Source organism: Streptomyces sp. NPDC051940 (assembly GCF_040680895.1).
GTDB lineage: Bacteria > Actinomycetota > Actinomycetes > Streptomycetales > Streptomycetaceae > Streptomyces.
The window spans coordinates 37,773-61,074 of record NZ_JBFAXR010000036.1 but is presented as its reverse complement, the minus strand read 5'-3'; the positions used below and the strand labels follow the sequence as shown (position 1 = coordinate 61,074).

The window sequence follows — 23,302 nt, the reverse complement described above, 5'->3', positions numbered from 1 at the left end:
GGAAAGCCGAGTCTCGATAGCGAGGCACCAACCGATCGCTACCGAGGAGCTGAACGAGATGGACATCCTGGCGCACCCCTGGCACGACGGCGGCCCCGGCCCGTGGATCCTGCTCTTCCCGCTGATCTGGGCCCTCGTCATCGCCGGCTTCTTCTTCCTGATGCGCCGCACCGTGTGGCGCGGCCGCGGCCCGTGGCAGCGCCGTCAGGGTTACGGCGAGCAGTCGCCCCTCTCCGTCCTCGGCCGCCGGTTCGCCGCCGGCGAGATCGACGAGGACGAGTACTGGCGCCGGCTGTCCGTGCTGAACGAGGAGTTCGGCCAGGGCACGAAGGGCGGTGCCGCGTGAACACCTCGGCTCCCGTTCTCACCGCCGCCGCGGCGCGCGTGATCGACGCCGTGAAGGTCTACGGCTCCGGGGACACCGAGGTCCGGGCGCTCGACGGGGTCACCGTCGAGTTCCCGGCCGCCCGGTTCACCGCGATCATGGGCCCTTCCGGCTCCGGCAAGTCCACCCTCATGCACTGCGCCGCCGGTCTCGACACCCTGACCTCGGGCAGCGCCCACATCGGCGCCACCGACCTCAGCGTCCTCGACGACCGCAGGCTGACCCTGCTGCGCCGCGACCGCATCGGCTTCGTCTTCCAGGCGTTCAACCTGCTGCCGACGCTGACCGTCGCGGAGAACATCACGCTGCCCATGGACCTCGCCGGGCAGCGTGGCGACAGCGAGTGGATCGACGCCCTGATCGACGTCGTCGGCCTGCGCGACCGGCTGCACCACCGCCCCAGCGAGCTGTCCGGAGGCCAGCAGCAGCGCGTCGCCGTGGCCCGCGCCTTCGCCGGCCGTCCCGACGTCGTCTTCGCCGACGAGCCGACCGGCAACCTCGACTCCCGCTCCGGCGAGGAGGTCCTGGGCCTGCTCGGCCGCACCGTCCGCGAGATGGACCGGACCGTCGTCATGGTCACCCACGACCCGGTCGCCGCCTCCCACGCCGACGAGGTGGTCTTCCTGGCGGACGGCCGCCTCGTCGACCGGATGCCGGACCCGACGCCCGGCCGCGTACTCGACCGCATGAAGGACCTCGACCCGAAGGGAGGCGCGTAGGCCATGAGTGCCACCCTGCGGATCAGCGCCGCGTCGCTGCGCGCGCACAAGCGGCGCTTCGCCGGCACGTTCCTGGCCGTGCTGCTCGGCGTGTCGTTCCTCGCCGGCACCCTGGTGATGGGCGACACCCTCAAGGCGGCCTTCGACACCATGTTCGGCCGCGCCACCAGCGGTACGGACGCGGTGGTGCGCAGCGCCGACGCGATCACCACGCCGGACGACGAGTTCGGCACCCGCCAGCCCGTCGACGCGGACCTCGCCGAGCGGATCGCCGACGTGCCGGGTGTTGCGGCCGCCGTACCCAGCATCCAGGGGCGCGGCCAGCTGCTCGACAGCGACGGCGAGCCGATCGGCGGGCAGGGCCCGCCCACCCTCGCCGGCAACTGGATCGACGACCCGGACCTGAACTCCTACCAGCTCGCCGAGGGCCGCGTCCCGCAGGCCCCGGGCGAGGCCGTGATCAACCGCGGCGCCGCCAAGGCCGGCGATCTGGGGATCGGCGACTCGACGGTCCTGCGCACCCCCGACCCCCTGAAGATCACCATCGTGGGCATCTCCACCTTCGGCGGCGAGGACGGCATGGGACAGGTGACCTTCACCGGTCTGACCCGGGCCGACGCCGCCGCGTACCTGGTGCCGAAGCCCGACCAGGCCGCGTCCATCCAGGTGCGGGCCGGGCCGGGCACCTCCCAGGACGAGCTGGTCGAGGCGCTGCAGCCGCTGCTGCCCAAGGGCGTGGAGGCCGTCACCGGCCAGGACATCGCCGAGGAGAACCAGGACCAGATCTCCGGCGCCTTCCTGTCGATGTTCACCATGATGCTGCTGGTCTTCGCGGGCATCGCCCTGCTGGTGGCCACGTTCAGCATCCACAACACGTTCGCCATCGTCGTCGCCCAGCGCACCCGTGAGAACGCGCTGCTGCGCGCCCTGGGCGCCACCCGGCGGCAGGTGCTCGCGCAGACCCTCACCGAAGCCGTGGCGGTCGCCGTCATCGCCTCGCTGGCCGGGCTAGCGGGCGGCATCGGGATCGCCGCGGGGCTGCAGGCGCTGTTCCCGGCCGTGGGCTTCCCGTTCCCGGAGGGCGACCTGGTGATCAAATCGATGTCGCTGGTGCTGCCGCTGGTCGTCGGCCTGATCGTGTGCGTCGGCTCCGCGCTGCACCCGGCCGTCAAGGCGGGCCGTACCGCGCCGCTGGCCGCGCTGCGTGAGACGGCCGTCGACTCCTCCGCGGCCTCGCGGACCCGGGCCGTGGTGGGCTCGGCCGTCGGCCTGGCGGGTGTCGCCCTGACCGTGGTGGGCGCGCTGTCCGGCCCGTCCGCGATGCTCACCGGGATCGGCGCCGTCGCCACCCTCGCCGGCTTCGTCGTCCTGGGCCCGGTCGCGTCCTCCGCGGCCGTACGGACCCTCGGCGCGCCCCTGCGCCGGATGAACGGCCGGCTCGCCAAGCGCAACGCGCTGCGCAGCCCCAAGCGCACGGCGGCCACCGCCACCGCGCTGATGATCGGCGTCGCCGTGGTGTCGCTGTTCACGGTCTTCGCCTCCTCGCTGAAGACGACCATGGACCAGACCGTGTCCCGGGCCTTCGCCGGCGACGTGGCAGTCCAGGCGTCCGGCTTCGGCGCCGGCCCCAACGGACTCAGCCCCCAGCTGGCCCCCGCGGTCGCCGCACTGCCCGAGGTCGACACGGCGCTGGGCCTGGGCCAGGGCGTGGCCCGCGTCGACGGCAGCGGCCGCGCGCTCACCGTCGCCGACCCCGCCGCGCTCGACCGGGTCCTGGACCTGGGCGAGGTCGACGGCCGGATCGACGGCCTGGGCGCGAACGGCGTCGCCGTATCGCAGGACGAGGCGGACAAGCGGGGCTGGCAGGTCGGCTCCACCGCGCGGTTCACGTTCACCGACGGTACGAAGCAGACCTTCACCGTCCGCGCCGTCTACGGCGAGAAGGGCATCGCCGGGGACTACGTCGTCTCCCGCACGGCCTGGGAGCCGCACCGGCTGAACGACGCGGACAACCTCGTCGCCGTGTCGTTCAAGGACGGCGTGGACTTCGCCGCCGGCAAGGCGGCGGTGGAGAAGGTCGCGCAGCAGTACGGAAACCCCGAGGTGCAGACGCGTGAGGAGTACGCGGAGAGCTCCGCGGCCGGCATCGACATCATGCTGACCCTCGTCTACGCCCTGCTGGCCCTCGCCGTGCTGATCGCCCTCCTCGGCATCGCCAACACGCTCACCCTCGCGGTGCACGAGCGCACCCGCGAACTGGGCCTGCTGCGGGCCGTCGGACAGACCCGGACGCAGCTGCGGGCCATGGTCCGCTGGGAGTCGCTGCTGGTCGCCGCCTTCGGCACGGCCGGCGGGCTGGGGCTCGGCGCGTTCCTCGGCTGGGCGATGGTCAAGGCCACGGACAGCGCGGGCAACAGCGCCTTCTCCGTCCCGCCGGTGCAGCTGGCGATCGTCGCCCTGGTCGGGGTCACGGCCGGCGCGCTGGCCGGTTGGCGGCCCGCCCGGCGCGCGGCACGGCTGGACGTGCTGCGGGCGATCGCGGCGGAGTGACGCGCGTTCCGCCCACGTCGTACGACGACAAGGGAGCCCGGGTCCGAACCCCGGGCTCCCTTGTCGTACGTCCTCACGCCGACCGTGCCGCCCCCCGCCGCGTCCGCGCCGCCCGCGGCAGCGCCTCGGCCGTGACCGGGGCCGCGAGCGTGAACCACACCGCCTTGCCGTCCTCCCGCCGGGTGCACCCCCACTGCTCGCTGAGCGCCGCCACCAGCGGCAGCCCCCGCCCGTGGCTGTCCAGCGGGTCGGGAGACCCCACCAGCGGCAGTCGCTGGCTGCGGTCCCGTACCGACACCGTCAGCCGCCCCGGCCGCTGCTCGAGCTCGATCGTGCAGCGCTTGTCCGGGCCGGCGTGCTGATGGACGTTGGCCAGCAGCTCGGTCACCGCCAGCGCGGCCGGTTCCACCAGGGCGTCCAGATGCCAGTAGCGCAGCTGGGCGATCACGATCCTGCGGATCTGGCCGATCCGCGACGGCACGGCCTCCACCTCCACCGTGCAGTGCGCGTCCGGACTCTCGTACCCGGGATCCTCCCGGGGGCGCGGGGAAAGGTCGCTGTCCACGGCGTGGCTCCATCGGTGAGGGGGGAGCTCAGCTCCACTCCCGGGACTTCGCCGCATTGCTGCGGGCGGTGCGCAACGCCTCCAGGAACCGCCCGGGAGGGGGCGGCCCGCCGTCACCGGGAGCGGCGGAAGCGCCGCCCAGGGTCAGCAGATAGTGCGTGCCGTTCACCGACGCCAGCGCGCGGCGCGGTCCCACGAACCACGGTCTGCTCGCGTGCACGTGCTGCACCGGCGCGCTGTCGATCTCCTGGCCGAGGCTGGTGAGGAGCTCCAGCCTGCCGCCGCGGATACGCACCTGCCCGGCCCGCGTCATCGAACGCAGCCACCGGCCTATCCGTACCCCGCGGGCGGCGAACTCGGTCTCCGCCACGTGACCCTCCCTCGCACCCCGTCCCCGCACCCTCTTCCCTGGGAGTCTGCCCAGCATCGTGCCCCGGCACCAGTGCCCCCTTATGATCAGGACCGCCCCCGACCGGGGCGTACGGCACGGCAGAAGGAGCAGCGCGTGAGCGGCGTGCAGCACATGGACACCGGCGACGGACGGGTCACGAGCCCCGGCGCGGCATACCCCGTCCCCACCATCGACGTGGACCGCAGCGATCCCGAGTACCGCGCCTGGCTCAAAGAGTCGGTCCGCAAGGTGCAGGCGGACGCCAACCGCTCCGCCGACACCCATCTGCTGCGCTTCCCGCTGCCCGAGTCCTGGGGCATCGACCTGTACCTGAAGGACGAGTCGACCCACCCCACCGGCAGCCTCAAGCACCGGCTCGCCCGCTCGCTGTTCCTCTACGGCCTGTGCAACGGCTGGATCCGGCCGGGCAAACCGGTCATCGAGGCGTCCAGCGGATCCACCGCCGTGTCGGAGGCGTACTTCGCCAAGCTGATCGGCGTGCCCTTCATCGCGGTGATGCCGCGCACGACGAGCCGCGAGAAGACCCGGCTGATCGAGTTCCATGGCGGGCAGTGCCATCTGGTGGACGACCCGCGGACGGTGTACGACGTGTCCGCCCGTCTGGCCGCGGAGACCGGCGGCCACTACATGGACCAGTTCACCTACGCCGAGCGGGCCACGGACTGGCGCGGGAACAACAACATCGCCGAGTCGATCTTCGAGCAGCTGCGCATGGAGCGCTACCCCGAGCCCGCCTGGATCGTGGCCACCGCCGGCACCGGCGGCACCTCGGCGACCATCGCCCGCTACATCCACTACAGCCAGTACGACACCCGCGTCTGCGTGCCCGACCCGGAGAACTCCTGCTTCTTCGACGGCTGGGTGACCGGCTCCGCGGAGACGTCCTGCGACTCCGGTTCACGTATCGAGGGCATCGGCCGGCCGCGGATGGAGCCCAGCTTCGTGCCGATGGCCATCGACCGGATGATGAAGGTGCCGGACGCCGCCAGCGTGGCCGCCGTGCGCGCGCTGGAGCGGGCCATCGGGCGCAAGGCCGGCGGCTCTACGGGCACGGGGCTGTGGAGCGCCCTGAAGATCGTGGCCGAGATGGTCGACGCGGGCCGTACGGGCAGCGTGGTCACCCTGATCTGCGATCCGGGCGACCGCTACCTCGACAAGTACTACTCGGACGCCTGGCTGGCCGAACAGGGCCTGGACATCGCCCCGTACGCCGACGCCATCGACGCCTTCCTGACCACCGGCCGGTGGCCGGACTGCGACGAGTCGCGTTCCTGAGGCGACTGCACCTGCTGGGTCAGCCGCCCGGCGCCCGCTGCGCCAGCCGCCGGTCCAGGGCGCGCATGGCGCCGCTGAACGCCCGCGCGATGCCCGGCCGCGCGAGGCGCAGCAGCCGGCGGACCGGGGCCGGTCCGTCGGCGGCCCACACCCATTCCACCTGGGTGCCGCCGGCGGGGGCCGGGCGGGTGTGCCAGTCCTCCAGCAGAGCGGACAGGCCCGGCGCGTTGGTCTCGTCGACCCGGTAGGCGTAGCGGCGGGCCTCCTCGTCCGCGAGCACCGTCTCGGTGAACCGGATGCCCCCCCGCAGGGATATCGCCCGGCCGCCCTCGAAGGCGCGCGCGGAGCGCACCGCGGCGAACCAGTCGGCCCAGCCCTCGGTGTCCCGGGCCAGGGCCCGCTGCACCGCGTCGGCCGGAGCGGCCAGTTCACCGGTGAAGACGAGCCGCAGCGGCGCGTCGTCGGCGAAGCCGAGCGGCACCGGACGCAACAGGTGTGCCATCGCTGTGTGTTCCCCCTTTGTCGACCGGCCGGTCAGTCGTCCGTGTCCGACTCCCCGGCCACCACCAGCCGCGGCAGCAGCTCCGCGATCTCCGCACGGTCCTCGGGGTCCAGCCCCGCGTCCGTGACCAGCACGTCCACCGCGTCGAGCGGCGCGAACGAACTCAGCCCGACCGTCCCCCACTTGGTGTGGTCGGCCACCACCACGACCTGACGCGCGGCCCGTACCAGATGGCGGTTGGTCTCCGCCTCCGCCAGGTTCGGCGTGGACAGTCCCGCCTGTGCGGATATCCCGTGCACGCCGATGAACAGCAGATCGAAGTGCAGGGTGCGGATCGCCTGGTCCGCCACCGGCCCGACCAGCGAGTCCGACGGCGTGCGCACACCGCCGGTGAGCACCACCGTGCTGTCGCTGTCCGGCGCCGACCCGTACCAGACGTCCGCGACGCGCACCGAGTTGGTGACCACGGTCAGCCCCGGCACCTCCAGGAGCCGGCGGGCCAGCGCGAACGTCGTCGTACCGCCGGACAGGGCGATCGCGCTGCCGGGCGGCACCAGCCGGGCCGCCGCGCGGGCGATCTCCTCCTTGGCGGACGTCTCCATCCCCGACTTGGCCTCGAACCCCGGCTCGTGGGTGCTGGGCTCCACCACCGGCACCGCGCCGCCGTGGACCTTCTCGATCATGCCCTGCCGGGCGAGCGAGTCCAGATCCCGGCGGACGGTCATGTCGGAGACCTTGAGCTTGCGGGTGAGCTCGTTGACCCGGACGCCGCCGCGGCGCCGCACCTCGTCGAGGATCATGGCCCGGCGCTGTTCGGCCAGCAGGTTCTGGTTGTCGCTCACCCGTGCGTATCCCTTCCTCGGCCGCGTCAACTGTGCGGGGACATCTTCCCACGCAGGTGCGACACCCGGGCGGGCCGCACGGCGCGGGGCACCGGCGACTGTCACGATTTCGCCTCGGCTCGCGAGTGCCGGCGTACGGACCGCGGGCAGGCGGAATCCTGGTGCGGCGAGAGACCACGGGGGCGGCGATGAGACTGGAACAGCGCACCACGTCCGGGCGCGGCGAGGCACGGCGCCCGGGACCCGCACTGGAACTCCTGGTGCACGGCGTCGGGGGTACGACACCGGAGCGGATGCTCGGCGATCCGCGCACGGTGCTGGTCACCGGCGACAGCACCGCGGGCATCTACCGGCGGCGCGACGACGTGGACGCCGAGAGCGCAGCGGGCCGCACCGCGCCGGTGCCGGAGGCGTACTGCTGGTCCAATCTGACCTCCGGGAACGGCGCCCGCGCCCTGTGGCTGATCCTGCTGCCGTTCATGGTGGCCAACCTCGCCCACTGGGCCCGCCCGGCGGCGAGCGCCCGCCATCGCGGGCAGCACGTGTACGACGTACTGGTCCGGCTGCTGGCGCTGACCCTGACCGTGCTGCTGGTGGCCGCCGCGGCCGAGGTGACGATGGACCTGATCGCCTGGCAGTGCGCGGGCAGCGCCCACTGCGCGGCGAACAAGTCCTGGCTCGGGTTCATGGCCGGCGACGGCTGGTGGGCCCAGCCCGGCCGCCGGCTGCTGCTCGGCGCCGCGGTGCCCGCACTGCTCACCGGCCTGCTGTGGTGGCTGTCGCACCGCACCTGGAGCGCGTACGAGTCGGCGTCCCCGCCGCCGGGTGCGGGCGTACCGCGGCGGGATGGCGACGAGCCGCCCGTGCTGTCGCTGCCGGGCTTCTGGTACGGCCGCCGGCTGGTGGCCCGGCTGCGCGCCGCGCACACCGCGGCGGGGCTGCTGACGGTGGCGTGCGCGCTGTGGGCGGTGACCGCCGAGGAGGACGACGGCGGCGCACTGCGGGCGACGGGCTGGGCGCTGGCCGGGCTGCTGGCCGCCGGGTGGGCGGCCGTCGTGTGGGTGGTGGGCCGCCGGGGACGGTGCGAGGCGGAGCTCGACGACACGGACGACCGGTGGGCGGTGCGCGCGCTGCCCGGTGCCGCCGTCGCCGTCCTGCTGCTGACCGCCGTGCACTCCGGCTGGTCACGCCCGGAGTGGACGTCGGACGGCCGGCTGACCGGCACGCATTTCTTCGGCGGGCTCGCGGTCCTGCAGGGCGTGCTGATCGCCGGGCTGGCCGTCGCCGCGTGGCGTCTGCAGCGGTCCGCCTCGCCCGACGAGGAGCCGCCCGTGCTGAAGGGGCTGGCCGGCCCCGTGGTGGCCCTGCTGGCCTGTGCGCTGGCGGGGGTGTTCTCCGGTGGTCTGACGCAGCGGCTGGCGGACTGGCTGGACCGCGGCGCCACTCCCGGCGAGGGCGGCGCGCTCGCCGGTCCGCCGGTGGAGCTGAGCTGGCAGGCCACGGTGATACCGCTGGTGCTGCTGACCGTCGCCGGCCTCGGCGCGCTGGCAGCCGCCAAGTCCTGGCGACTGCGCCGGCGCATCGTCGAGGAGGTGCCGGGCCTGTACGCCGACGAGGAGCCGAGCCCGCTCGAGCAGCCCAACAAGCCCCGCACGCACAGCATCGCGGCTGCCGTCTCCCGCGCCCAGCTGACCGACTTCGGCCCCGTCGTCCTCGGTACCGCCGCGCTGATCGTGCTCCTGCTCGGCGGCGGCGCCATCGCCGGGGCCTGGGCCACCGGCGAGGTCCCGGGCGTCGCGGCGCGCGGCGCGCCCGAGCCCGTCCCCGGGCTCGCGCAGACGGGGCAGGCGCTCGGCTCGTGGCTGATGGGCGCGTTCTTCGTGCTGCTGCTCACCATGGGGCGGCGCGCGTACAAGGACCCCGCCGCCCGGCGCAGCATCGGCATCCTGTGGGACGTCGGCACCTTCTGGCCGCGCGCCGCCCACCCGTTCGCTCCGCCGTGCTACGCCGAACGGGCGGTGCCGGACCTCACCTGGCGGATCAGCAAGTGGACCGCCGCCCACCAAGACGGGCAGCTCGTGCTCTCCGGCCACTCGCAGGGCAGCGTGCTCGCCGCGGCGGCCGTCTGGCAGCTCGCCCCCGAGGACCGCGGCCGGGTCGCGCTGCTCACATACGGCTCGCCGCTGCACCGCCTGTACGGGCGCTGGTTCCCCGGCTACTTCGGCACCGGGCGGCTGGCGGACCTGCACCGCGAGCTGGACGCCTGGACCAATCTGTGGCGGCAGACCGACCCGATCGGCGGCCCGGTCGGGCTGCCGGAAGGCGCGGGCTCGGAGGTCGACCGCGGGCCGCTGAAGGACCCGCTGTGCTACGGCCGTACCGCGCGCCGTCCGCTGCCCTCGCCGATCCTCGGCCACTCCGACTACCAGGCGGACCCCGCCTTCGACGCGGCGCGCCGGGCGCTCCTCGACCGGCTGGCCGCCGTCCCGGCGCCGCGCGGCCGGGACGGCACCGGGGGACCGGTCCGACCCGTCGTCACGGAAGGGCCGGCAGGTCCTCCGGGAACAGCAGGGTGAGTTCGTCCGTACTGGGCTCCGCCAGCTGCGCCACCCGCCCGGCATGCCGCTCGACCATCGCCTCGAACGTCTGCCGGGCGGTACGCCCGTTGCCGAACGCCGCTCCCTTCGGCAGCACGGTGAAGTGCTTCAGCAGCGCCTCACCGGTGCCGTCGGCGAGGGTGTACTGGTGCTCGCCGGCCTGCTGCTCCACGATCCGCAGCAACTCCTCCGGCGCGTAGTCGCAGAAGGTGATGGTGCGTGAGAAACGGGACGCCACACCCGGGTTGGTGGACAGGAACCGCTCCATCTCCGCGGTGTAGCCGGCGACGATGACCACCACCGCGTCGCGGTGGTCCTCCATCAGCTTCACCAGCGTGTCGATGGCCTCCCGGCCGAAGTCCCGGCCGCCGTCCTCGGGCGCCAGCGCGTACGCCTCGTCGATGAACAGCACCCCGCCGCGCGCCCGCTCGAAGGCCTCCTGGGTGCGGATCGCGGTGGAGCCGATGTGCTCGCCGACCAGGTCCACCCGGGACACCTCGACGAGATGCCCGCGCTCCAGTACGCCGAGGGCGGCGAGGATCTCGCCGTACAGCCGTGCCACCGTCGTCTTGCCCGTGCCGGGTGAGCCGGTGAAGACCAGATGGCGGCGCACCGACGCCGCCTTGAGCCCGGCCTTCTCGCGCTGCCGGCCCACGCGGATCATGTCGGTGAGGGAGCGCACCTCCCGTTTGACGCTCTCCAGCCCCACCAGCGTGTCGAGTTCGCCCAGCACGTCCTGCGAGGGGCGTGCGCTCGGCACCTCGGCCACGGCGACCGCGGCGGGCGGGGGAGTGGCGAGGGGTTGCTGGGTCTGCACCGCGGGCGCGCGGACCAGCGGGGTCTTCGACGCGGCCTCCGCGCTCTCGTCGCTGGTGCACTCCGAGGCCACCGCCCCGTCCCCGTCGAACTCGTAACCGCCGCGCGCGCAGCGCTCCGTACGGCACCGGGTGAGCGTGCTGCGGCAGCCGTCGATGATGTGGAAGCCGTAGCCCGCGCTGCCCGTCACCCGGCAGCCCTGGAACGTGCCGCGTCCCTCGGCTGAGACGTACACCCCGGCCTCCGCCGGCGAGGTGATCGTGCACCCCGTCACCATGGGGTCGGCGCCCTTGGTGACGATGACGCCGGTGGCCACCGAGTCGATCGTGCAGTCGTCGAGCCGCCCGCCGCTGCCGTGGTCGCGGAACCACGCGCCCGTCGCCGCGTCCCGGATCCGGCAGTCGGCCAGTTCGACGCTGCCGCCGTCGCTCACCGAGACGGCGGTGTTGCGGACCTGGCCGATGTCGCTGCCCGTCACCTCCGCGCGGGAGCCCCGGTCGAGGACGAACAGGGCGTCCGGTACGTCGTGCAGCCGGCAGGCGTCCAGCTTGGCCTGGGCGCCGTCGCTGATCCACACCGCCGGGTAGTCGCCGGTGGCGTCGTGGAGTTCGCTCTGCTCGGCGATGACCTGGGTGCCCGGATCCCATACCGACAGGCCGTTGCGGCCGAAGCGGCGGACCTTGCTGCGGGTGAGGGTGAGCGTCGAACGGGAGCGCAGGTCGACGGCGTTCTCGGGGATGTCGTGGATCTCGCAGCCGTCGAGGGTGAGCACGGCGTCGGTGTCCAGGGTGACGCCGTCCGCCGAAGTGCGGTGCACCGTGCAGTCGGTGAGCGTCCCCACGGCGCGCGACGTCACCTGCACGCCGGTGCCCTTGATCTCGTACAGCTCGCAGCCGACGGCCTCCGCGGCGCTGCCCTCCCCGGTGATGGCCAGGCCCGCACCGGTGGCATGGTGCACGCGGCAGCGCTCGAGCCGCGGGTGCGCGCCGCCCCGTACCGCGATGCCCGTCTGGCCCGCGGCCAGCACCTCGCACTCCTCGGCCAGGCCCCCCGACCCGCCGCTGAAACTCAGCCCCGTACCCCCCGGGTTGTCCACCGTGCAGCGGCGCAGCACCGGCCGGGCACCGGAGCGGACCTCGATCCCCGCCGCGGAGCGGGTCACCACCCGCAGGTCCGACAGCTCGGGCGAGCCCTCCTCGACCAGCAGCGCGGGCGCGGACGGATCCTGGCCCTCCAGCTGCAGCCCCTCGATGACGGCGTCCCCCCGCACCGTCAGGGCCACGCCGTCGGCCGGGGCGATGCGCACCGAGCCGAGTGCCGACTGCGGGCCGCGCAGCGTGACCTGGCGCTGCACCACGAGGTTCTCCCGGTACGTCCCGGGCGCGATGGCGAGGACGTCGCCGTCCCCCGCCGCCTGGAGCGCCTCGGCGAGAGTTCCGTACTCCCCGGTGCGGCGGCGCCACCGCGAATTCCCGGTGTGCGTCACGGATACGGAGCCCTGTGCCATGGTCGCGCTCTAACCCCCACTGCGTAGCGTCCGGCGGTCGGTGGTCCACCGTATCGCCTGCGGCGGGGGCGAGTCGGCAGGCTTCAGTAGCCGCGCCCGTTGTAGGGCTGCTGCTGGTAGGGGCGGCCGTACGGGTCGTTGTACGTCTGCGCCTGCTGCGGGGCGGGCGCGGGGCGCGGCTGCACCGGGCGCATCGCCTCGTAGCCCGTGCTGACCGTGCTCGGTCCGGTGGCCGGACCCAGCGCGGGTCGCGCCTGCTGCTGCGGGGCGTAGCGCGCGGGCTGCGTCTGCTGCTGCGGGATGAACGGCTGCGGCGCGGCCGGCTGCGGGGCGGCGGGGTAGCCCCGGGGCGGCGTGTGCTGCTGCTGGTAGGAGGGCTGCTGGTACGCCGGCTGGTGCTGGGCCGGGGCGGCCGGAAGCGCGGGGCGCGGGGCCGGGAGCGCCGGCAGCGAGCTGCCGGAGTCGTACGAGGGAACCCGGATCGGGGCGATCTGAGGGGTGCCCCGCTCCGCGACCAGGGAGTCGTAGATCGGGGTGTCCGGGAAGGATGGCGCGTAGTAGCCGCCGCCATAGCTGCGGGGGGAGGTCATGGACCATAAGTTAAGCCCACGATGTGCTCGTTGGGGAGACCGATAAGAGGGTTGTTTTGCGTGTTCGGAGTGACCCCCTGTCATCAATTGGAATGAACGCGCGGAAAACGGACCCACGGGCATGTTGAGATCGTGTAAACGAGCCGATCCGGGCACCCGGCGGCGCGCCGGGGAATACGGTGTGCCGTAGGGGTTTTCGGCTTTCGATGGGGGGCGTGCGGATGTCCATGCGCAAGGGTGAGAACGCACCGGTCGCCGTACCGGGCGTACGGGTGGAACTCGGCTGGGGTGCGGGACCCGGGGTGCCGGACGTCGACGCGTCCGCTCTGCTGCTGAGCGACGGGCGGGTCCGCTCCGACGCGGACTTCGTCTTCTACAACCAGCCGTCGCACGCCTCCGGCGCCGTCCGCCACGAGGGCAAGCGCCCCGGCGGCGCGCAGACCACCGACACCCTCTTCGTCGACCTGCCCCGCGTCGAGGGCGCCGTCGAGCGCGTCATCCTGTGCGCCTCGGCGGACGGCGGCAGCTTCGGCCAGGTGCCCGGGCTGTACATCCGGGTGGTCGACGCGTCCGGCGGCGCGGAGCTGATGCGCTACGAGGTGCTCGACGCCGGGGTGGAGACCGCGTTCATCCTCGGGGAGCTGTACCGGCGGCAGGGCTCGTGGAAGTTCCGGGCGGTCGGCCAGGGGTACGGCAGCGGCCTCGCCGGACTGGCCACGGACTTCGGCATCTCCGTCGACGAGCCGCAGGCCGCGCCCGCACCGGCGCCGCAGCGCATGCCGGCACCGGCGCCCGTGCCGACGCCCACGGTCGTCCACCCGACGCACACGCCGCCGCCGGCTCCGACGCCCACCCCGCCGCCGGCTCCCATGCCCATGCCGCCGACCTACGTGCCGGCCTCGTCGCTGCCCCCGCAGCCCACGCCGCCTCCCGTGCAGCCGTCCGGGCCCACCCGCGTCACGCTCACCAAGGCGGCGCCGTCCGTCTCGCTGAGCAAGCAGGGCGGCACCGGCGGTGTGATGCGGGTCAACCTCAACTGGGAGGTGCACAAGCAGTTCAAGGGGTGGGGCGCCAAACGCGGCCGCGCCGTCGCCATGCACAACGACCTCGACCTCGACCTGTGCGCCCTGTTCGAGCTGGCGGAGGGCAGCAAGGGCGTCATCCAGGCCCTCGGCAACGCCTTCGGCTCGGTGCAGCAGCCGCCGTTCATCCATCTGGACGGCGACGACCGCACCGGCGCGGTGGAGAGCGGCGAGAACCTGACCATCAACCTCGACCAGAAGCAGTGGTTCCGGCGCATCCTGATCTTCGTCACGATCTACGAGGGCGCCCGCAGCTTCTCCAATCTGCACGCCACCGTCACGCTGACGCCGCAGCAGGGCGCGCCCATCGACTTCTCGCTCGACGAGTGCACCGTGCAGTCCACGGTCTGCGCCCTCGCCCTGATCACCAACGTGGGCGGCGACCTGGTCGTCCAGCGCGAGTCCCGCTACCTGGTCGTCCCGCGCGGCAGCAGCCCGCAGCGCACGGTGGACGCGGCGTACGGCTGGGGCCTGAACTGGACACCGGGCCGGAAGTGACCGCGGGGCGCGCTCAGCGCGCGCCCATCATGCGGTACATCCCGATCGAGCCGTGCCCGGCGGTGTCCGCGAAGCCGAACTTCTCGTAGAGGAAGCGGGCGGGCCCGTCCGCGATCAGCGACACGTACGCGGTCGCGGGCGCCCGCCGCTCCAGCTCTCCGGTGAGCGCCGCCTTACTGCTCTTTCCGGGGGATGACCCCCGGACCCCCAGCCGGACAAGCAGGTGAGCCGTGGATCCTGGCCTGGACATCCCGCGACAGGGTCCGGGGGCGGCCCCCGGGGTTGTCCGTCGCGCGGCCCCGGCGGAGCCGGTCACGCGTACGTCCGGCCCTTCCACGCCGCGCCGCGGCCCCGGTAGTGCTGGACGGCGGAGTCCACCGTCATCAGCAGATAGAGGACGGCCGTGAAGGGCAGCGCGAGGGCGTCCCAGGGGCTGCGGCCGTAGTAGCGGAGCATCGGCAGGAAGCTGGCGGTCATCAGCGCCCACGCCAGACCGCCCGCCAGCAGGGGCGCCGCGTGGCCGGCCAGCGCGCCGTAGAGGAATGTCGCCGGCGGTGCCACGTAGATCACCGCCAGGCCGACGACCGTCCCGGCCAGCAGCAGCGGGCTGTGCAGCAGCTGGGCGTACGCGCTGCGGGACACCATCCGCCACAGCTCCGCCAGCCGCGGGTACGGGCGCACGCTGTCCACCTGCTCCGCCAGCCCCAGCCAGATCCGGCCCCCGTCCCGCTTGACCGCGCGGGCCAGGGAGACGTCGTCGATCACCGCGTGCCGGATCGACTCCGGGATCCGGGAGCGCTCCGCCGCGTCGGCGCGCAGCAGCACGCAGCCGCCGGCCGCCGCGGCGGTCCGTCTGCCGGGGCGGTTCACCCAGCGGAAGGGGTACAGCTGGCTGAAGAAGTAGACGAAGGCCGGCACGATCAGCCGCTCCCAGCCGGTCACCACGCGCAGCCGCGCCATCTGCGAGACCAGGTCGTAGCCGCCCGAGCGGGCCGCGCCGACGAGCTCGCGCAGGCTGTGCGGTCCGTGCGCGATATCGGCGTCCGTCAGCAGCAGGTACTCGGCGTCCGTCTGCTCGCGCGCCAGGGCGATGCCGCGGCGTACGGCCCAGAGCTTGCCCGTCCAGCCCGGCTCCGGCTCGCCGGGGGAGGACACCGTCAGCGGCAGCCCGCCGTGCCGGGCCGACAGGCGCGCGGCGAGCCCGCCCGTACCGTCCGTGCTGCCGTCGTCGATCAGGTAGACGCGCGCCTCGCCCGGATAGTCCTGCGCGAGCAGCGACGGCAGGCTGTCGGGCAGCACGGCCGCCTCGTCCCGGGCCGGGACCACGACCGCCACCGGCGGCCAGTCGGCGGGCTCCGTCCGCCGCGGCAGGCGGACGTCGGTGCGCCAGAAGCCGCCCTGCCCCAGCAGCAGCCACAGCCAGGCGGCCAGGGAGGCGCAGGCGGTCCAGGTCAGCCAGTCGGTCGTGGTCACCGCCGCAGTGTGCCGCAGGTTCCGGGACGGCGCGCCGCGATCATCTAAAGTGACTGACGTGTTCAACCATCACGAGGAGCGGCCCGTGCCCACGATCGCCCTGGTGGACTCCGGGATCGGTCTGCTGGCGGCGGCCGCCGCCGTACGCCGCCTCCGCCCCGACGCGCACCTCATCCTTTCGGGTGATCCCGACGGGATGCCCTGGGGACCGCGCACACCCGAGGACCTCAGCGCGCACGCCCTCGCCTGCGCCCGCGCTGCTGCCGAGCACGCCCCCGACGCCCTGATCGTCGCCTGCAACACCGCCTCCGTGCACGCCCTGGACGCCCTGCGCGCGGAGCTGGAGCCGGGCATCCCGGTGATCGGCACGGTCCCGGCCATCAAGCCCGCCGCGGCCGGCGGCGGGCCCGTCGCCGTCTGGGCCACCCCCGCCACCACCGGCAGCGCCTACCAGCGCGGCCTGATCGCCGAGTTCGGCACCGGCGCCGAGGTCGTGGAGGTGCCCTGCCCGGGCCTGGCGGAGGCGGTTGAGTACGCCGACGAGGCGGCCATCGCTCTCGCGGTCGCCGCCGCGGCCGCCCGTACACCCCGCCAGGTGAGCTCCCTGGTCCTCGGCTGCACGCACTACGAGCTGGTCGCCGACCGGATCCGCGCCGCGGTCCAGGCGCCGGACTCCGCCCCGCTCGCCTTCCACGGCTCCGCGGGCGCCGTCGCGGCGCAGGCCCTGCGGCGTATCGGCAGCGGCCCCGCACCGGACGCCCCGCAGACCGGCCGGCTGACCGTCATCCACAGCGGACGCCTGTCCGACCTGCAGGCGCACGCCCTCGCCTACCCCGAAGGAAGGTTGCTCTCCGCAGCGTGCCTGCCACGCTGACACAAGGCGCGTAGTCTTCAGGCATGAGGGCGCATCCCCCCGGCGACACCCCCACCGGTTCCGCCCGTTTCGAGGTCTGGACCGGCAGGGCGACGAACCGTGTCCAGTGGCTCCTGGCGGCCATCGGCGCCGCGTGCATGGCGCTGGGCATCGAGCTGGCCGTCGAGTCCCCCTTCACCGGGGGCCTGGCCCCGCTGGTCATGTCGATCGTCGGCTGCATCGGGGCCGGTCTGCTGGTGCTCTTCGGCACCCTGGCCTTCGTCCACGTCGCGGTGAAGGTCGACGACCAGGCCCTGGAGGTGCGCTGCGGCCACCTGGGCGTGCCGCGCCGCAGGATCCCGCTGGACCAGGTGGTGGGCGCCGAGTTCGTGCCCAGGATCACCCCCCGGCACTGGGGCGGCTGGGGCTACCGCTGGCGCCCGGAGAAGGGCACCTGCGTCGTGGTGCGCCGCGGCGAGGGCTTCCGGCTGAGGCTTGAGGGCGACCACGTCTTCACGGTGACCGTGGACCACGCCGAGGACGCCGTACGCGCCATCCGCGACCGTCTGCCGGTGGCGCCGAAGCCCACCGCGGAGGCCTGAGACACCCGGGCGGACCGTGTCGCCACGGCCCGCCCGAGCACTTTCGGGATCCGTCGGTCTGCTCTCGGGATCCGTCGGTCAGCCCTCAGGACCCCTTGACCAGCTCGCGCACCTCGGGCGGCAGCTCGCCGCCCTCCGGGACGTTCGCCAGGAACACCGCCTCCTGCGGTGTGTCGCCGACCGCGATGGCGACCTCGGGCGACAGGCCCTCGACCCGGTAGGCGGTCCTGCGCTCCTGCCCGCCCTCGTCCTCCTGGCCGGTGTCGTCGCACGGCGGCGCCGTCGCGGTGCCGAGCTTCGCACCGGCGGTGAACTCCACGTCGGCCACGTCCGAGTACGTGCGGCCCTCGTAGACGAACCGGACGACGCAGCTCGCCGAGCTGTCACCCTCGTCGGCGCTGCTGCCGCCCCCGCACGAGGTCAGGGCCGCCGCCACGGCTGCCGTGAGCAGCGCGGCGGTCCAACGGCCGGTCGAGCGCATGATGCCCCCTAGTAGATGCTGCGCAGACCGAGGACGTCGCCCTTGCCGAGGGTCCGGGCCTTGGTGGTGCACAGGAACGAGTTCGTGTACATCGTGAGGTTGTCATGACCGGAGCCGACGTGGCCCATGCCGAAGACGTGACCGGCCTCGTGGGTGCCGACGGAGCGGATGTCGTACTTGTTGTAGCAGCTGCTGGTCGGGCTGTTGGTGAAGTCGAAGTCCGTGGTGTTGTAGCGGACGTCCGCCTCGCGCAGGTCGTTCTTCACGCCGAGCATCGGCCAGGTCCACGAGCAGGTCACGGCGACGTGGTTGCCGGCCAGGTTGCCCGCGTCCCAGGTGCTGAGGCCGTCCCGGTCGGTGCACTGCGAGCTGGAGTTGATGTCCGCCTCGTACGAGGTCGGGCCGCGGTAGTTGTGGGCCGCGCCCACCTCGTCGCCGTAGCCGCAGTTGTTGTAGCTGCCCGTGATGTTGTCGATGGCGTCCCAGAACGCCCACTTGGCGTTGTCCTGGGAGAGGGCGCCCGGCATACCGCCGTCGCCGACGTACCACTCGTAGGAGCCGTACTCCTTGCGGTCCGCCGTGGTGTACGCGCCGTCGCTGCAGGCGCCCAGCGCCGTGGCCGCGTCGGCGTCCGCCACCTCGGTGCCGGAGGCGTCGGGGGCGTCGGCGTCGGTGCTGTTCGACTCGGTGGACTGGTCGGGCGCGGTGACCGTCGGGTTGGCCAGCGAGTCCGTGCGGTCGGCGCCGGCCGTCGAGGCGTCGGCGGCGGCCCCCTCGAGGGTGTAGCTGAGCTTGCCGTCCGTGGCGACCTCGACGGTGAAGCCGTGCGTCTCGCCGGAGGCGTCGACGGCGTCGACGCTCACCGCGGTCGCGGCCTCGGGGATCGCCACGCCGGTGCCGTCGTACGTGACGACGCGGCCGACCAGATCGCAGCTGAGGACGTTGAGGGTGGTGGAGAGGGAGGTGACGGCGAGGTCGCCCTCCGTCTCGGGACACACGGTGGCCCCGGCCTGGGCGCTGCTCGCGCCGCCGGCTATGCATGCGCCCAGGAGGGCGAACGCGGTGAGGGCTCGGCCCATCAGGGTCGGTCTGTGCCAGGTCATGGAACACCTCGAATGTCGGCCCGCTGTACGGGAGTTGATCAAGGGGCGCCACGCTACTGATCAAGGCATGCCAAGAAAATGCAGATTCCGGCCAGGGATCTCGGGCCTGGCCGAAGATCGCTGCTTGCGTAAGGTGGGGGGTATGGCTACTCCCGACTTCATCCGCGAGCTGCGCGTCAGCGCCGGCCAGCAGCTGCTCTTCCTGCCCGGTATCACGGCCATCGTCATCGACGACGACCGCGTCCTGCTCAACCGCCGGGCCGACACGGGCCGTTGGTCCGTGATCGGCGGCATCGCGGAGCCCGGCGAGCAGCCCGCCGTGACGGCCGCGCGCGAGGTGCTGGAGGAGACCGGCGTACGGGCCGTGCCGGAGCGGGTGGTGCTGGTCCAGGGCCTGCCGCCGGTCGAGTACCCCAACGGCGATCAGTGCCAGTTCATGGACATCACCTTCCGCTGCCGCTACGTGGGCGGCGAGGCGCGGGTGAACGACGACGAGTCCCTGGACGTTGCCTGGTTCCCCCTCGACGAGCTGCCGCCGCTGGACGACTTCGGCCTCACCCGGATCAAGCACGCCCAGGCGGACGGCCCGGCCTGGTTCGAGCCCGCCGGGGAGATCTGACCGATGCCGATCCCGGCCTTCATCCGCGCGATCCGCGCCGGCGCGGGTACCCAGCTGCTCCTGCTGCCCGGTTCCGCGGCCGTCGTCGTCGACGACGCGGGCCGGGTGCTCCTCGGCCGGCGCGCGGACACCGGCGCCTGGGCGGTGGTGGCCGGCATCCCCGAGCCGGGGGAGCAGCCGGCGGACGCCGCCGTACGCGAGGTCTACGAGGAGACGGCCGTGCGCTGCGCCGTCGAGCGGGTGGTGGCCGTGGAGACCGGTCCGGTGTTCACGTACGACAACGGCGACCGCAGCCAGTACATCGTGACCGTCTTCCGCGCCCGCTACGTCGGTGGCGAGGCGCGGGTGAACGACGACGAGTCGCTGGACGTGGCGTGGTTCGCGCCCGACGCCCTGCCGCCGCTGGGCGCGTCCTCCGAGCGGTGGGTGAAGCACGCCCTCGGGGGCGGCCCCGCCTGGTTCGCGGGGGGCGGCGCGCCGGAGGAGGCCTGAGAGGCATGGGGCGACACTCCAGAGCGCCGCGGCGGAATGTGTGGCGGCGCCACATCGGTCGTCCGGGGCGCGCTGCCTAGCCTGCCGTCATGCTGTCACGCCCCGGCCCCGCCGCCCAGCCCGCTCCCGCCCCCGCCGGCCTCGACGGTCTTATCGGCCGCACCGCCCTCGTCACCGGCGCCGCCGGCGGCATCGGCCGCGCCTGTGCGCTGCGGCTGGCCGCGGCGGGCGCCGAGGTCCGCGCCGTGGACCTGGACGCGGCCGGCCTCGGGGACCTGGAGACCGCCGCGGCCGGGCTGCCCGGCGCCGTCGAGACCCGGCAGCTGGACCTCACCGACCTGGACGCCGCCGAAGCGCTCGCCGCCGGCACCGACGTACTGGTCAACAACGCCGGACTGCAGCGCGTCGGCCCCATCGAGGACTTTCCCCCGGAGGTGTTCGCCAAGGTCCTCACCGTCATGCTCGAGGCCCCCTTCCGCCTGATCCGCGGCGCGCTGCCCCACATGTACGCGCAGGGGTGGGGCCGTATCGTCAACATCTCCTCCGTGCACGGCCTGCGCGCCTCCGCCTACAAGTCGGCCTACGTCGCCGCCAAGCACGGCCTGGAGGGGCTGTCGAAGGTCACCGCCCTGGAGGGCGCCTCGCACGGCGTGACGTCCAACTGCGTGTGCCCCGGCTACGTCCGCACGCCCCTGGTCGAGAAGCAGATCGAGGGTCAGGCCGCCGCGCACGGCATCCCCGCCGACCGCGTCGTCGCCGAGGTGATGCTCGCCGACTCCGCCGTCAAGCGGCTCATCGAACCCGACGAGGTCGCCGCCGCCGTCGCCTACCTCTGCGGCCCGCAGGCGTCCTTCGTCACCGGCACCTCCCTGGTCATGGACGGAGGCTGGACAGCCCACTGACTGGCGCCGGACCGCCGGCCCGGGGTAGTCCTGTGCACATGCGCGATCAGCAACCCGAGACGGAGACGCCGTTCCTCGAGCTCCTCGCCCGCGGCGCCGCCGTCGGCGAGTACGAGCAGCCGGTGCTGCGCGCCCGCGCGGAGGGGGCCGCGCCGGCGACGATCGAGGCCCTGGAGCGCGGCAGGGAGCAGGCCCTCGCCGTACGGGCGGAGCTGGAGGGCCGCCGGCGCCGGGAGGCCGAGCTGTCCGCGCTGATCGAGACGGCGCACGACCTGGCCGGGCTGCGCGACCTCGACGGCGTCCTGCGGGCCATCGTGCACCGCGCCCGCGCCCTGCTCGGCACGGACGTGGCGTATCTGAGCCTGAACGACCCCGCGGCGGGCGACACGTACATGCGCGTCACGGAGGGCTCGGTGTCCGCCGCCTTCCAGGAGCTGCGTCTGGGCCTCGGCGAGGGGCTGGGCGGGCTCGTGGCCCAGACGGCCCGCCCGTACGTCACGGAGAACTACTTCACCGACGCGCGCTTCATGCACACCGGCACCATCGACTCGGCGGTCGGCGACGAGGGGCTGTCCGCCATCGTCGGCGTACCGCTGTCCCTGGGCAGCGAGGTCATCGGCGTGCTGTTCGCCGCGGACCGCCGGCCGCGCGTCTTCGAACGCGAGCAGATCGCCCTGCTCGCCTCCCTCGCCGCCCACGCGGCCGCCGCCATCGACACCGCCAACCTCATCGAGGAGACGCGCGCGGCCGTCGCGGAGCTGGAGCGGGCGAAGGAGACGATCGAGCGGGCCGGCGAGGTGCACGACCGCCTCACGGAGCTGGTGCTGCACGGCGGCGGCGTCACCGACGTGGCCGACGCCCTCACGGAGGTGCTCGGCGGCAAGGTGGAGTTCACCGAGGACCGCTCCCTGGCCGTCCACGGGCACGCGACCCGCCGCGGCGACGACTGGATCACGCCCGTCGCGGCGGGCGGCGAACAGCTCGGCGCCCTCATCCTGCACGGCCACCCCAGCCTCGGCCCGGTCGACCAGCGCACCCTGGAACGCGCCGGCATGGTGACGTCCCTGCTGCTGCTCGCCCGCCGCTCGGCCGGGGAGGCGGAGCAGCGGGTGCGGGGCGAGCTGCTGGACGACCTGCTGGACGCCCCCGGACGCGCGCCCCGTCTGCTGCGCGAAAGGGCCGCCCGGCTCGACGCGGACCTGGACGCCACCCACGTGGTGCTGGCGGCGGGCTCCGACCTCACCGGGTCCGCCGGCCGTCAGCGCCTCCTCGCAGCCGCCGGCCATCTCGCCGCCACCCGCCGGGGCCTGGCCGCGGCACGGGACGGCGGCGCCGTCCTGCTGCTGCCGCTGGGCTCCGGCGACACCCCCTCCGGCACGGCGGCCCAGGCGGCGAAGCAACTGGGCACGGCGGTACGGGCGGACGTGACCGTCGGCGCCTCGGCGGCGGTCCAGGCACCCGCCGCCCACCCCGGCGCGGTCGCCCGGGCGTACGCGGAGGCGCTGCGCTGCGCGGAGGTCCTGCGGGCGCTGGGGCGCGCGGGGGAGGGCGCGGCGGCGGAGGACTTCGGGTTCGTCGGCCTGCTGCTGGCCGGGTCGAAGGACGTGGCGGGCTTCGTCCGCCGGACCATCGGCCCGGTCGTCGACTACGACGCCCGCCGCGGCACGGAACTGGTGCGCACGCTCGACGCGTACTTCGCCAGCGGGATGAGCCCGGCCCGCACGAAGGACGAACTGCTGGTGCACGTCAACACCGTCGCCCAGCGCCTGGACCGGATCGCACGCCTCCTGGGACCGGACTGGCAGACCCCGCCCCGCGCCCTGGAACTGCAACTGGCACTGCGCCTGCACCGGCTGGCGGGGTGAGGGGTGGGTGCCGGTGCGCGGGGAAACCCAGGGCCGCGGCGGCCGGGGGCGGCACCTTCGTCGGAAGGCGGCCGCCCCCGGCCGGTGTTCATGCCGCGGGCTCTGCGGCCGGTCCTACTCGCTCCTACTCGCTGAAGTACTTCATGTCCGAGCAGGGGCCGGGGGAGGTGTCACCGGAACCGTCCACCGAACACACCTGCATCGCGTAGAAGTTCGTGCCCCACACGTCGTACTGCATCTGCGTGTAGGTGCCGGCTCCGCTGCCGTTGTACTTGGTCATGATGAGGGTGTAGTCGTAGCCCGTCCACGAGTACAGGTAGCCGCGCACGCCGTGGCCGTCGGCGTAGTTGTCGTAGACGCGGAAGTAGTCACCGCTGTCGACGTGCTGCATGCTGGCGATCTTGGTGCTGCCGCTGTACAGGTTGACCCACGTGTCGGCGGCGAACGCGGGAGACGCGCTGAGCCCCAGGGCGAGGGCGGGCGCGGCGAGTAAAGCGGCGGCACGGGCGGCCAGACGTCGTGACATGCTGAGTCCTTTTCGGTTGTCGGATGGTTCGTGTGCAGCACCGGGA

22 protein-coding genes and 1 pseudogene are annotated in these 23,302 nt (G+C 73.7%); 12 read left to right on the top strand and 11 right to left on the bottom strand.

Translation table 11 applies throughout. The features are described from left to right. Positions 1–58 precede the first annotated feature (58 nt). From AB0M28_RS16770 to AB0M28_RS16760, 3 genes are read left to right on the top strand one after another with little or no spacing between them, the layout of a single operon-like run. Positions 59–346, top strand: a complete 288-nt coding sequence (locus AB0M28_RS16770; RefSeq protein ID WP_365404499.1) for an SHOCT domain-containing protein — start codon at positions 59–61, stop codon at positions 344–346. Then, positions 343–1,104 carry an ABC transporter ATP-binding protein gene (locus AB0M28_RS16765; protein WP_365404496.1) on the top strand — a complete coding sequence of 254 codons (762 nt, stop codon included), beginning with the start codon at positions 343–345 and terminating at the stop codon, positions 1,102–1,104. The genes AB0M28_RS16770 and AB0M28_RS16765 overlap by 4 nt, the downstream gene beginning before the upstream one ends. 3 nt (positions 1,105–1,107) lie before the next feature. Beyond that, a complete protein-coding gene (locus AB0M28_RS16760; RefSeq protein WP_365404493.1) occupies positions 1,108–3,654 on the top strand; it encodes an FtsX-like permease family protein in 2,547 nt (848 codons plus the stop codon). Between the two features lie 73 nt (positions 3,655–3,727). On the opposite strand, the gene AB0M28_RS16755 is transcribed toward AB0M28_RS16760, so the two are convergent. Beyond that, the gene (locus AB0M28_RS16755) at positions 3,728–4,219 is read right to left on the bottom strand and encodes an ATP-binding protein (RefSeq protein ID WP_365404490.1); all 492 of its coding nucleotides are present in this window, start codon (positions 4,217–4,219) and stop codon (positions 3,728–3,730) included. 28 nt (positions 4,220–4,247) lie between these two features. Continuing rightward, positions 4,248–4,589: a hypothetical protein gene (locus AB0M28_RS16750; protein WP_365404487.1), complete on the bottom strand. Its 342-nt coding sequence runs from the start codon at positions 4,587–4,589 to the stop codon at positions 4,248–4,250. Between the two features lie 153 nt (positions 4,590–4,742). Here AB0M28_RS16750 and AB0M28_RS16745 point away from each other — a divergent pair, with 153 nt between their 5' ends. Beyond that, on the top strand, positions 4,743–5,906 hold the full coding sequence (locus tag AB0M28_RS16745; protein ID WP_365404534.1) for a PLP-dependent cysteine synthase family protein: 1,164 nt from the start codon (positions 4,743–4,745) through the stop codon (positions 5,904–5,906). A 19-nt stretch (positions 5,907–5,925) separates the two neighbouring features. On the opposite strand, the gene AB0M28_RS16740 is transcribed toward AB0M28_RS16745, so the two are convergent. Both AB0M28_RS16740 and AB0M28_RS16735 read right to left on the bottom strand, forming a co-directional pair. Further along, a complete protein-coding gene (locus tag AB0M28_RS16740) occupies positions 5,926–6,408 on the bottom strand; it encodes an SRPBCC family protein (RefSeq protein ID WP_365404484.1) in 483 nt (160 codons plus the stop codon). A gap of 32 nt (positions 6,409–6,440) precedes the next feature. Continuing rightward, complete coding sequence (locus AB0M28_RS16735) at positions 6,441–7,250, bottom strand: DeoR/GlpR family DNA-binding transcription regulator (protein WP_365404481.1); 810 nt, start codon at positions 7,248–7,250, stop codon at positions 6,441–6,443. Positions 7,251–7,438: 188 nt separating this feature from the next. Between AB0M28_RS16735 and AB0M28_RS16730 the strand changes: the two genes are divergently transcribed. Beyond that, on the top strand, positions 7,439–9,826 hold the full coding sequence (locus AB0M28_RS16730) for a hypothetical protein (protein WP_365404478.1): 2,388 nt from the start codon (positions 7,439–7,441) through the stop codon (positions 9,824–9,826). On the opposite strand, the gene AB0M28_RS16725 is transcribed toward AB0M28_RS16730, so the two are convergent. Both AB0M28_RS16725 and AB0M28_RS16720 read right to left on the bottom strand, forming a co-directional pair. After that, positions 9,786–12,170, bottom strand: coding sequence for a right-handed parallel beta-helix repeat-containing protein (locus AB0M28_RS16725; protein WP_365404475.1), 2,385 nt, complete (start codon positions 12,168–12,170; stop codon positions 9,786–9,788). The genes AB0M28_RS16730 and AB0M28_RS16725 overlap by 41 nt on opposite strands. A gap of 83 nt (positions 12,171–12,253) precedes the next feature. Next, positions 12,254–12,760: a DUF6643 family protein gene (locus tag AB0M28_RS16720; protein ID WP_365404472.1), complete on the bottom strand. Its 507-nt coding sequence runs from the start codon at positions 12,758–12,760 to the stop codon at positions 12,254–12,256. Between the two features lie 221 nt (positions 12,761–12,981). Here AB0M28_RS16720 and AB0M28_RS16715 point away from each other — a divergent pair, with 221 nt between their 5' ends. After that, a complete protein-coding gene (locus tag AB0M28_RS16715) occupies positions 12,982–14,340 on the top strand; it encodes a TerD family protein (RefSeq protein WP_365404469.1) in 1,359 nt (452 codons plus the stop codon). 13 nt (positions 14,341–14,353) lie between these two features. On the opposite strand, the pseudogene AB0M28_RS16710 reads toward AB0M28_RS16715, so the two are convergent. Next, a pseudogene (locus AB0M28_RS16710) lies at positions 14,354–14,512 on the bottom strand (GNAT family N-acetyltransferase); the annotation flags it as partial. Positions 14,513–14,652: 140 nt separating this feature from the next. Next, the gene (locus AB0M28_RS16705; protein ID WP_365404466.1) at positions 14,653–15,813 is read right to left on the bottom strand and encodes a glycosyltransferase; all 1,161 of its coding nucleotides are present in this window, start codon (positions 15,811–15,813) and stop codon (positions 14,653–14,655) included. A gap of 58 nt (positions 15,814–15,871) precedes the next feature. Between AB0M28_RS16705 and AB0M28_RS16700 the strand changes: the two genes are divergently transcribed. After that, entirely contained in the window at positions 15,872–16,687 is an 816-nt protein-coding gene (locus AB0M28_RS16700; RefSeq protein WP_365404463.1) for an aspartate/glutamate racemase family protein, read from the top strand. 23 nt (positions 16,688–16,710) lie between these two features. Further along, positions 16,711–17,268 (top strand): hypothetical protein, encoded by a 558-nt coding sequence (locus tag AB0M28_RS16695; RefSeq protein WP_365404460.1) that lies wholly within the window; start codon positions 16,711–16,713, stop codon positions 17,266–17,268. A gap of 85 nt (positions 17,269–17,353) precedes the next feature. Here the strand turns inward: AB0M28_RS16695 and AB0M28_RS16690 are convergent, their stop codons facing one another. Both AB0M28_RS16690 and AB0M28_RS16685 read right to left on the bottom strand, forming a co-directional pair. Next, positions 17,354–17,749 (bottom strand): DUF6281 family protein, encoded by a 396-nt coding sequence (locus tag AB0M28_RS16690; protein ID WP_365404457.1) that lies wholly within the window; start codon positions 17,747–17,749, stop codon positions 17,354–17,356. A gap of 8 nt (positions 17,750–17,757) precedes the next feature. Continuing rightward, positions 17,758–18,852, bottom strand: coding sequence for a peptidase M10 (locus AB0M28_RS16685; RefSeq protein ID WP_365404454.1), 1,095 nt, complete (start codon positions 18,850–18,852; stop codon positions 17,758–17,760). 142 nt (positions 18,853–18,994) lie between these two features. Between AB0M28_RS16685 and AB0M28_RS16680 the strand changes: the two genes are divergently transcribed. The 4 genes from AB0M28_RS16680 to AB0M28_RS16665 all read left to right on the top strand — a co-directional run bounded on the left by AB0M28_RS16680 (position 18,995) and on the right by AB0M28_RS16665 (position 22,730). After that, complete coding sequence (locus AB0M28_RS16680; RefSeq protein WP_365404451.1) at positions 18,995–19,471, top strand: NUDIX domain-containing protein; 477 nt, start codon at positions 18,995–18,997, stop codon at positions 19,469–19,471. A gap of 3 nt (positions 19,472–19,474) precedes the next feature. Next, positions 19,475–19,963, top strand: a complete 489-nt coding sequence (locus AB0M28_RS16675; protein WP_365404448.1) for an NUDIX domain-containing protein — start codon at positions 19,475–19,477, stop codon at positions 19,961–19,963. Between the two features lie 89 nt (positions 19,964–20,052). Then, the gene (locus AB0M28_RS16670) at positions 20,053–20,865 is read left to right on the top strand and encodes a 3-hydroxybutyrate dehydrogenase (RefSeq protein ID WP_365404445.1); all 813 of its coding nucleotides are present in this window, start codon (positions 20,053–20,055) and stop codon (positions 20,863–20,865) included. 38 nt (positions 20,866–20,903) lie between these two features. After that, complete coding sequence (locus AB0M28_RS16665) at positions 20,904–22,730, top strand: GAF domain-containing protein (RefSeq protein ID WP_365404442.1); 1,827 nt, start codon at positions 20,904–20,906, stop codon at positions 22,728–22,730. A gap of 124 nt (positions 22,731–22,854) precedes the next feature. On the opposite strand, the gene AB0M28_RS16660 is transcribed toward AB0M28_RS16665, so the two are convergent. After that, positions 22,855–23,256: a hypothetical protein gene (locus AB0M28_RS16660; RefSeq protein ID WP_365404439.1), complete on the bottom strand. Its 402-nt coding sequence runs from the start codon at positions 23,254–23,256 to the stop codon at positions 22,855–22,857. Positions 23,257–23,302: the final 46 nt, after the last annotated feature.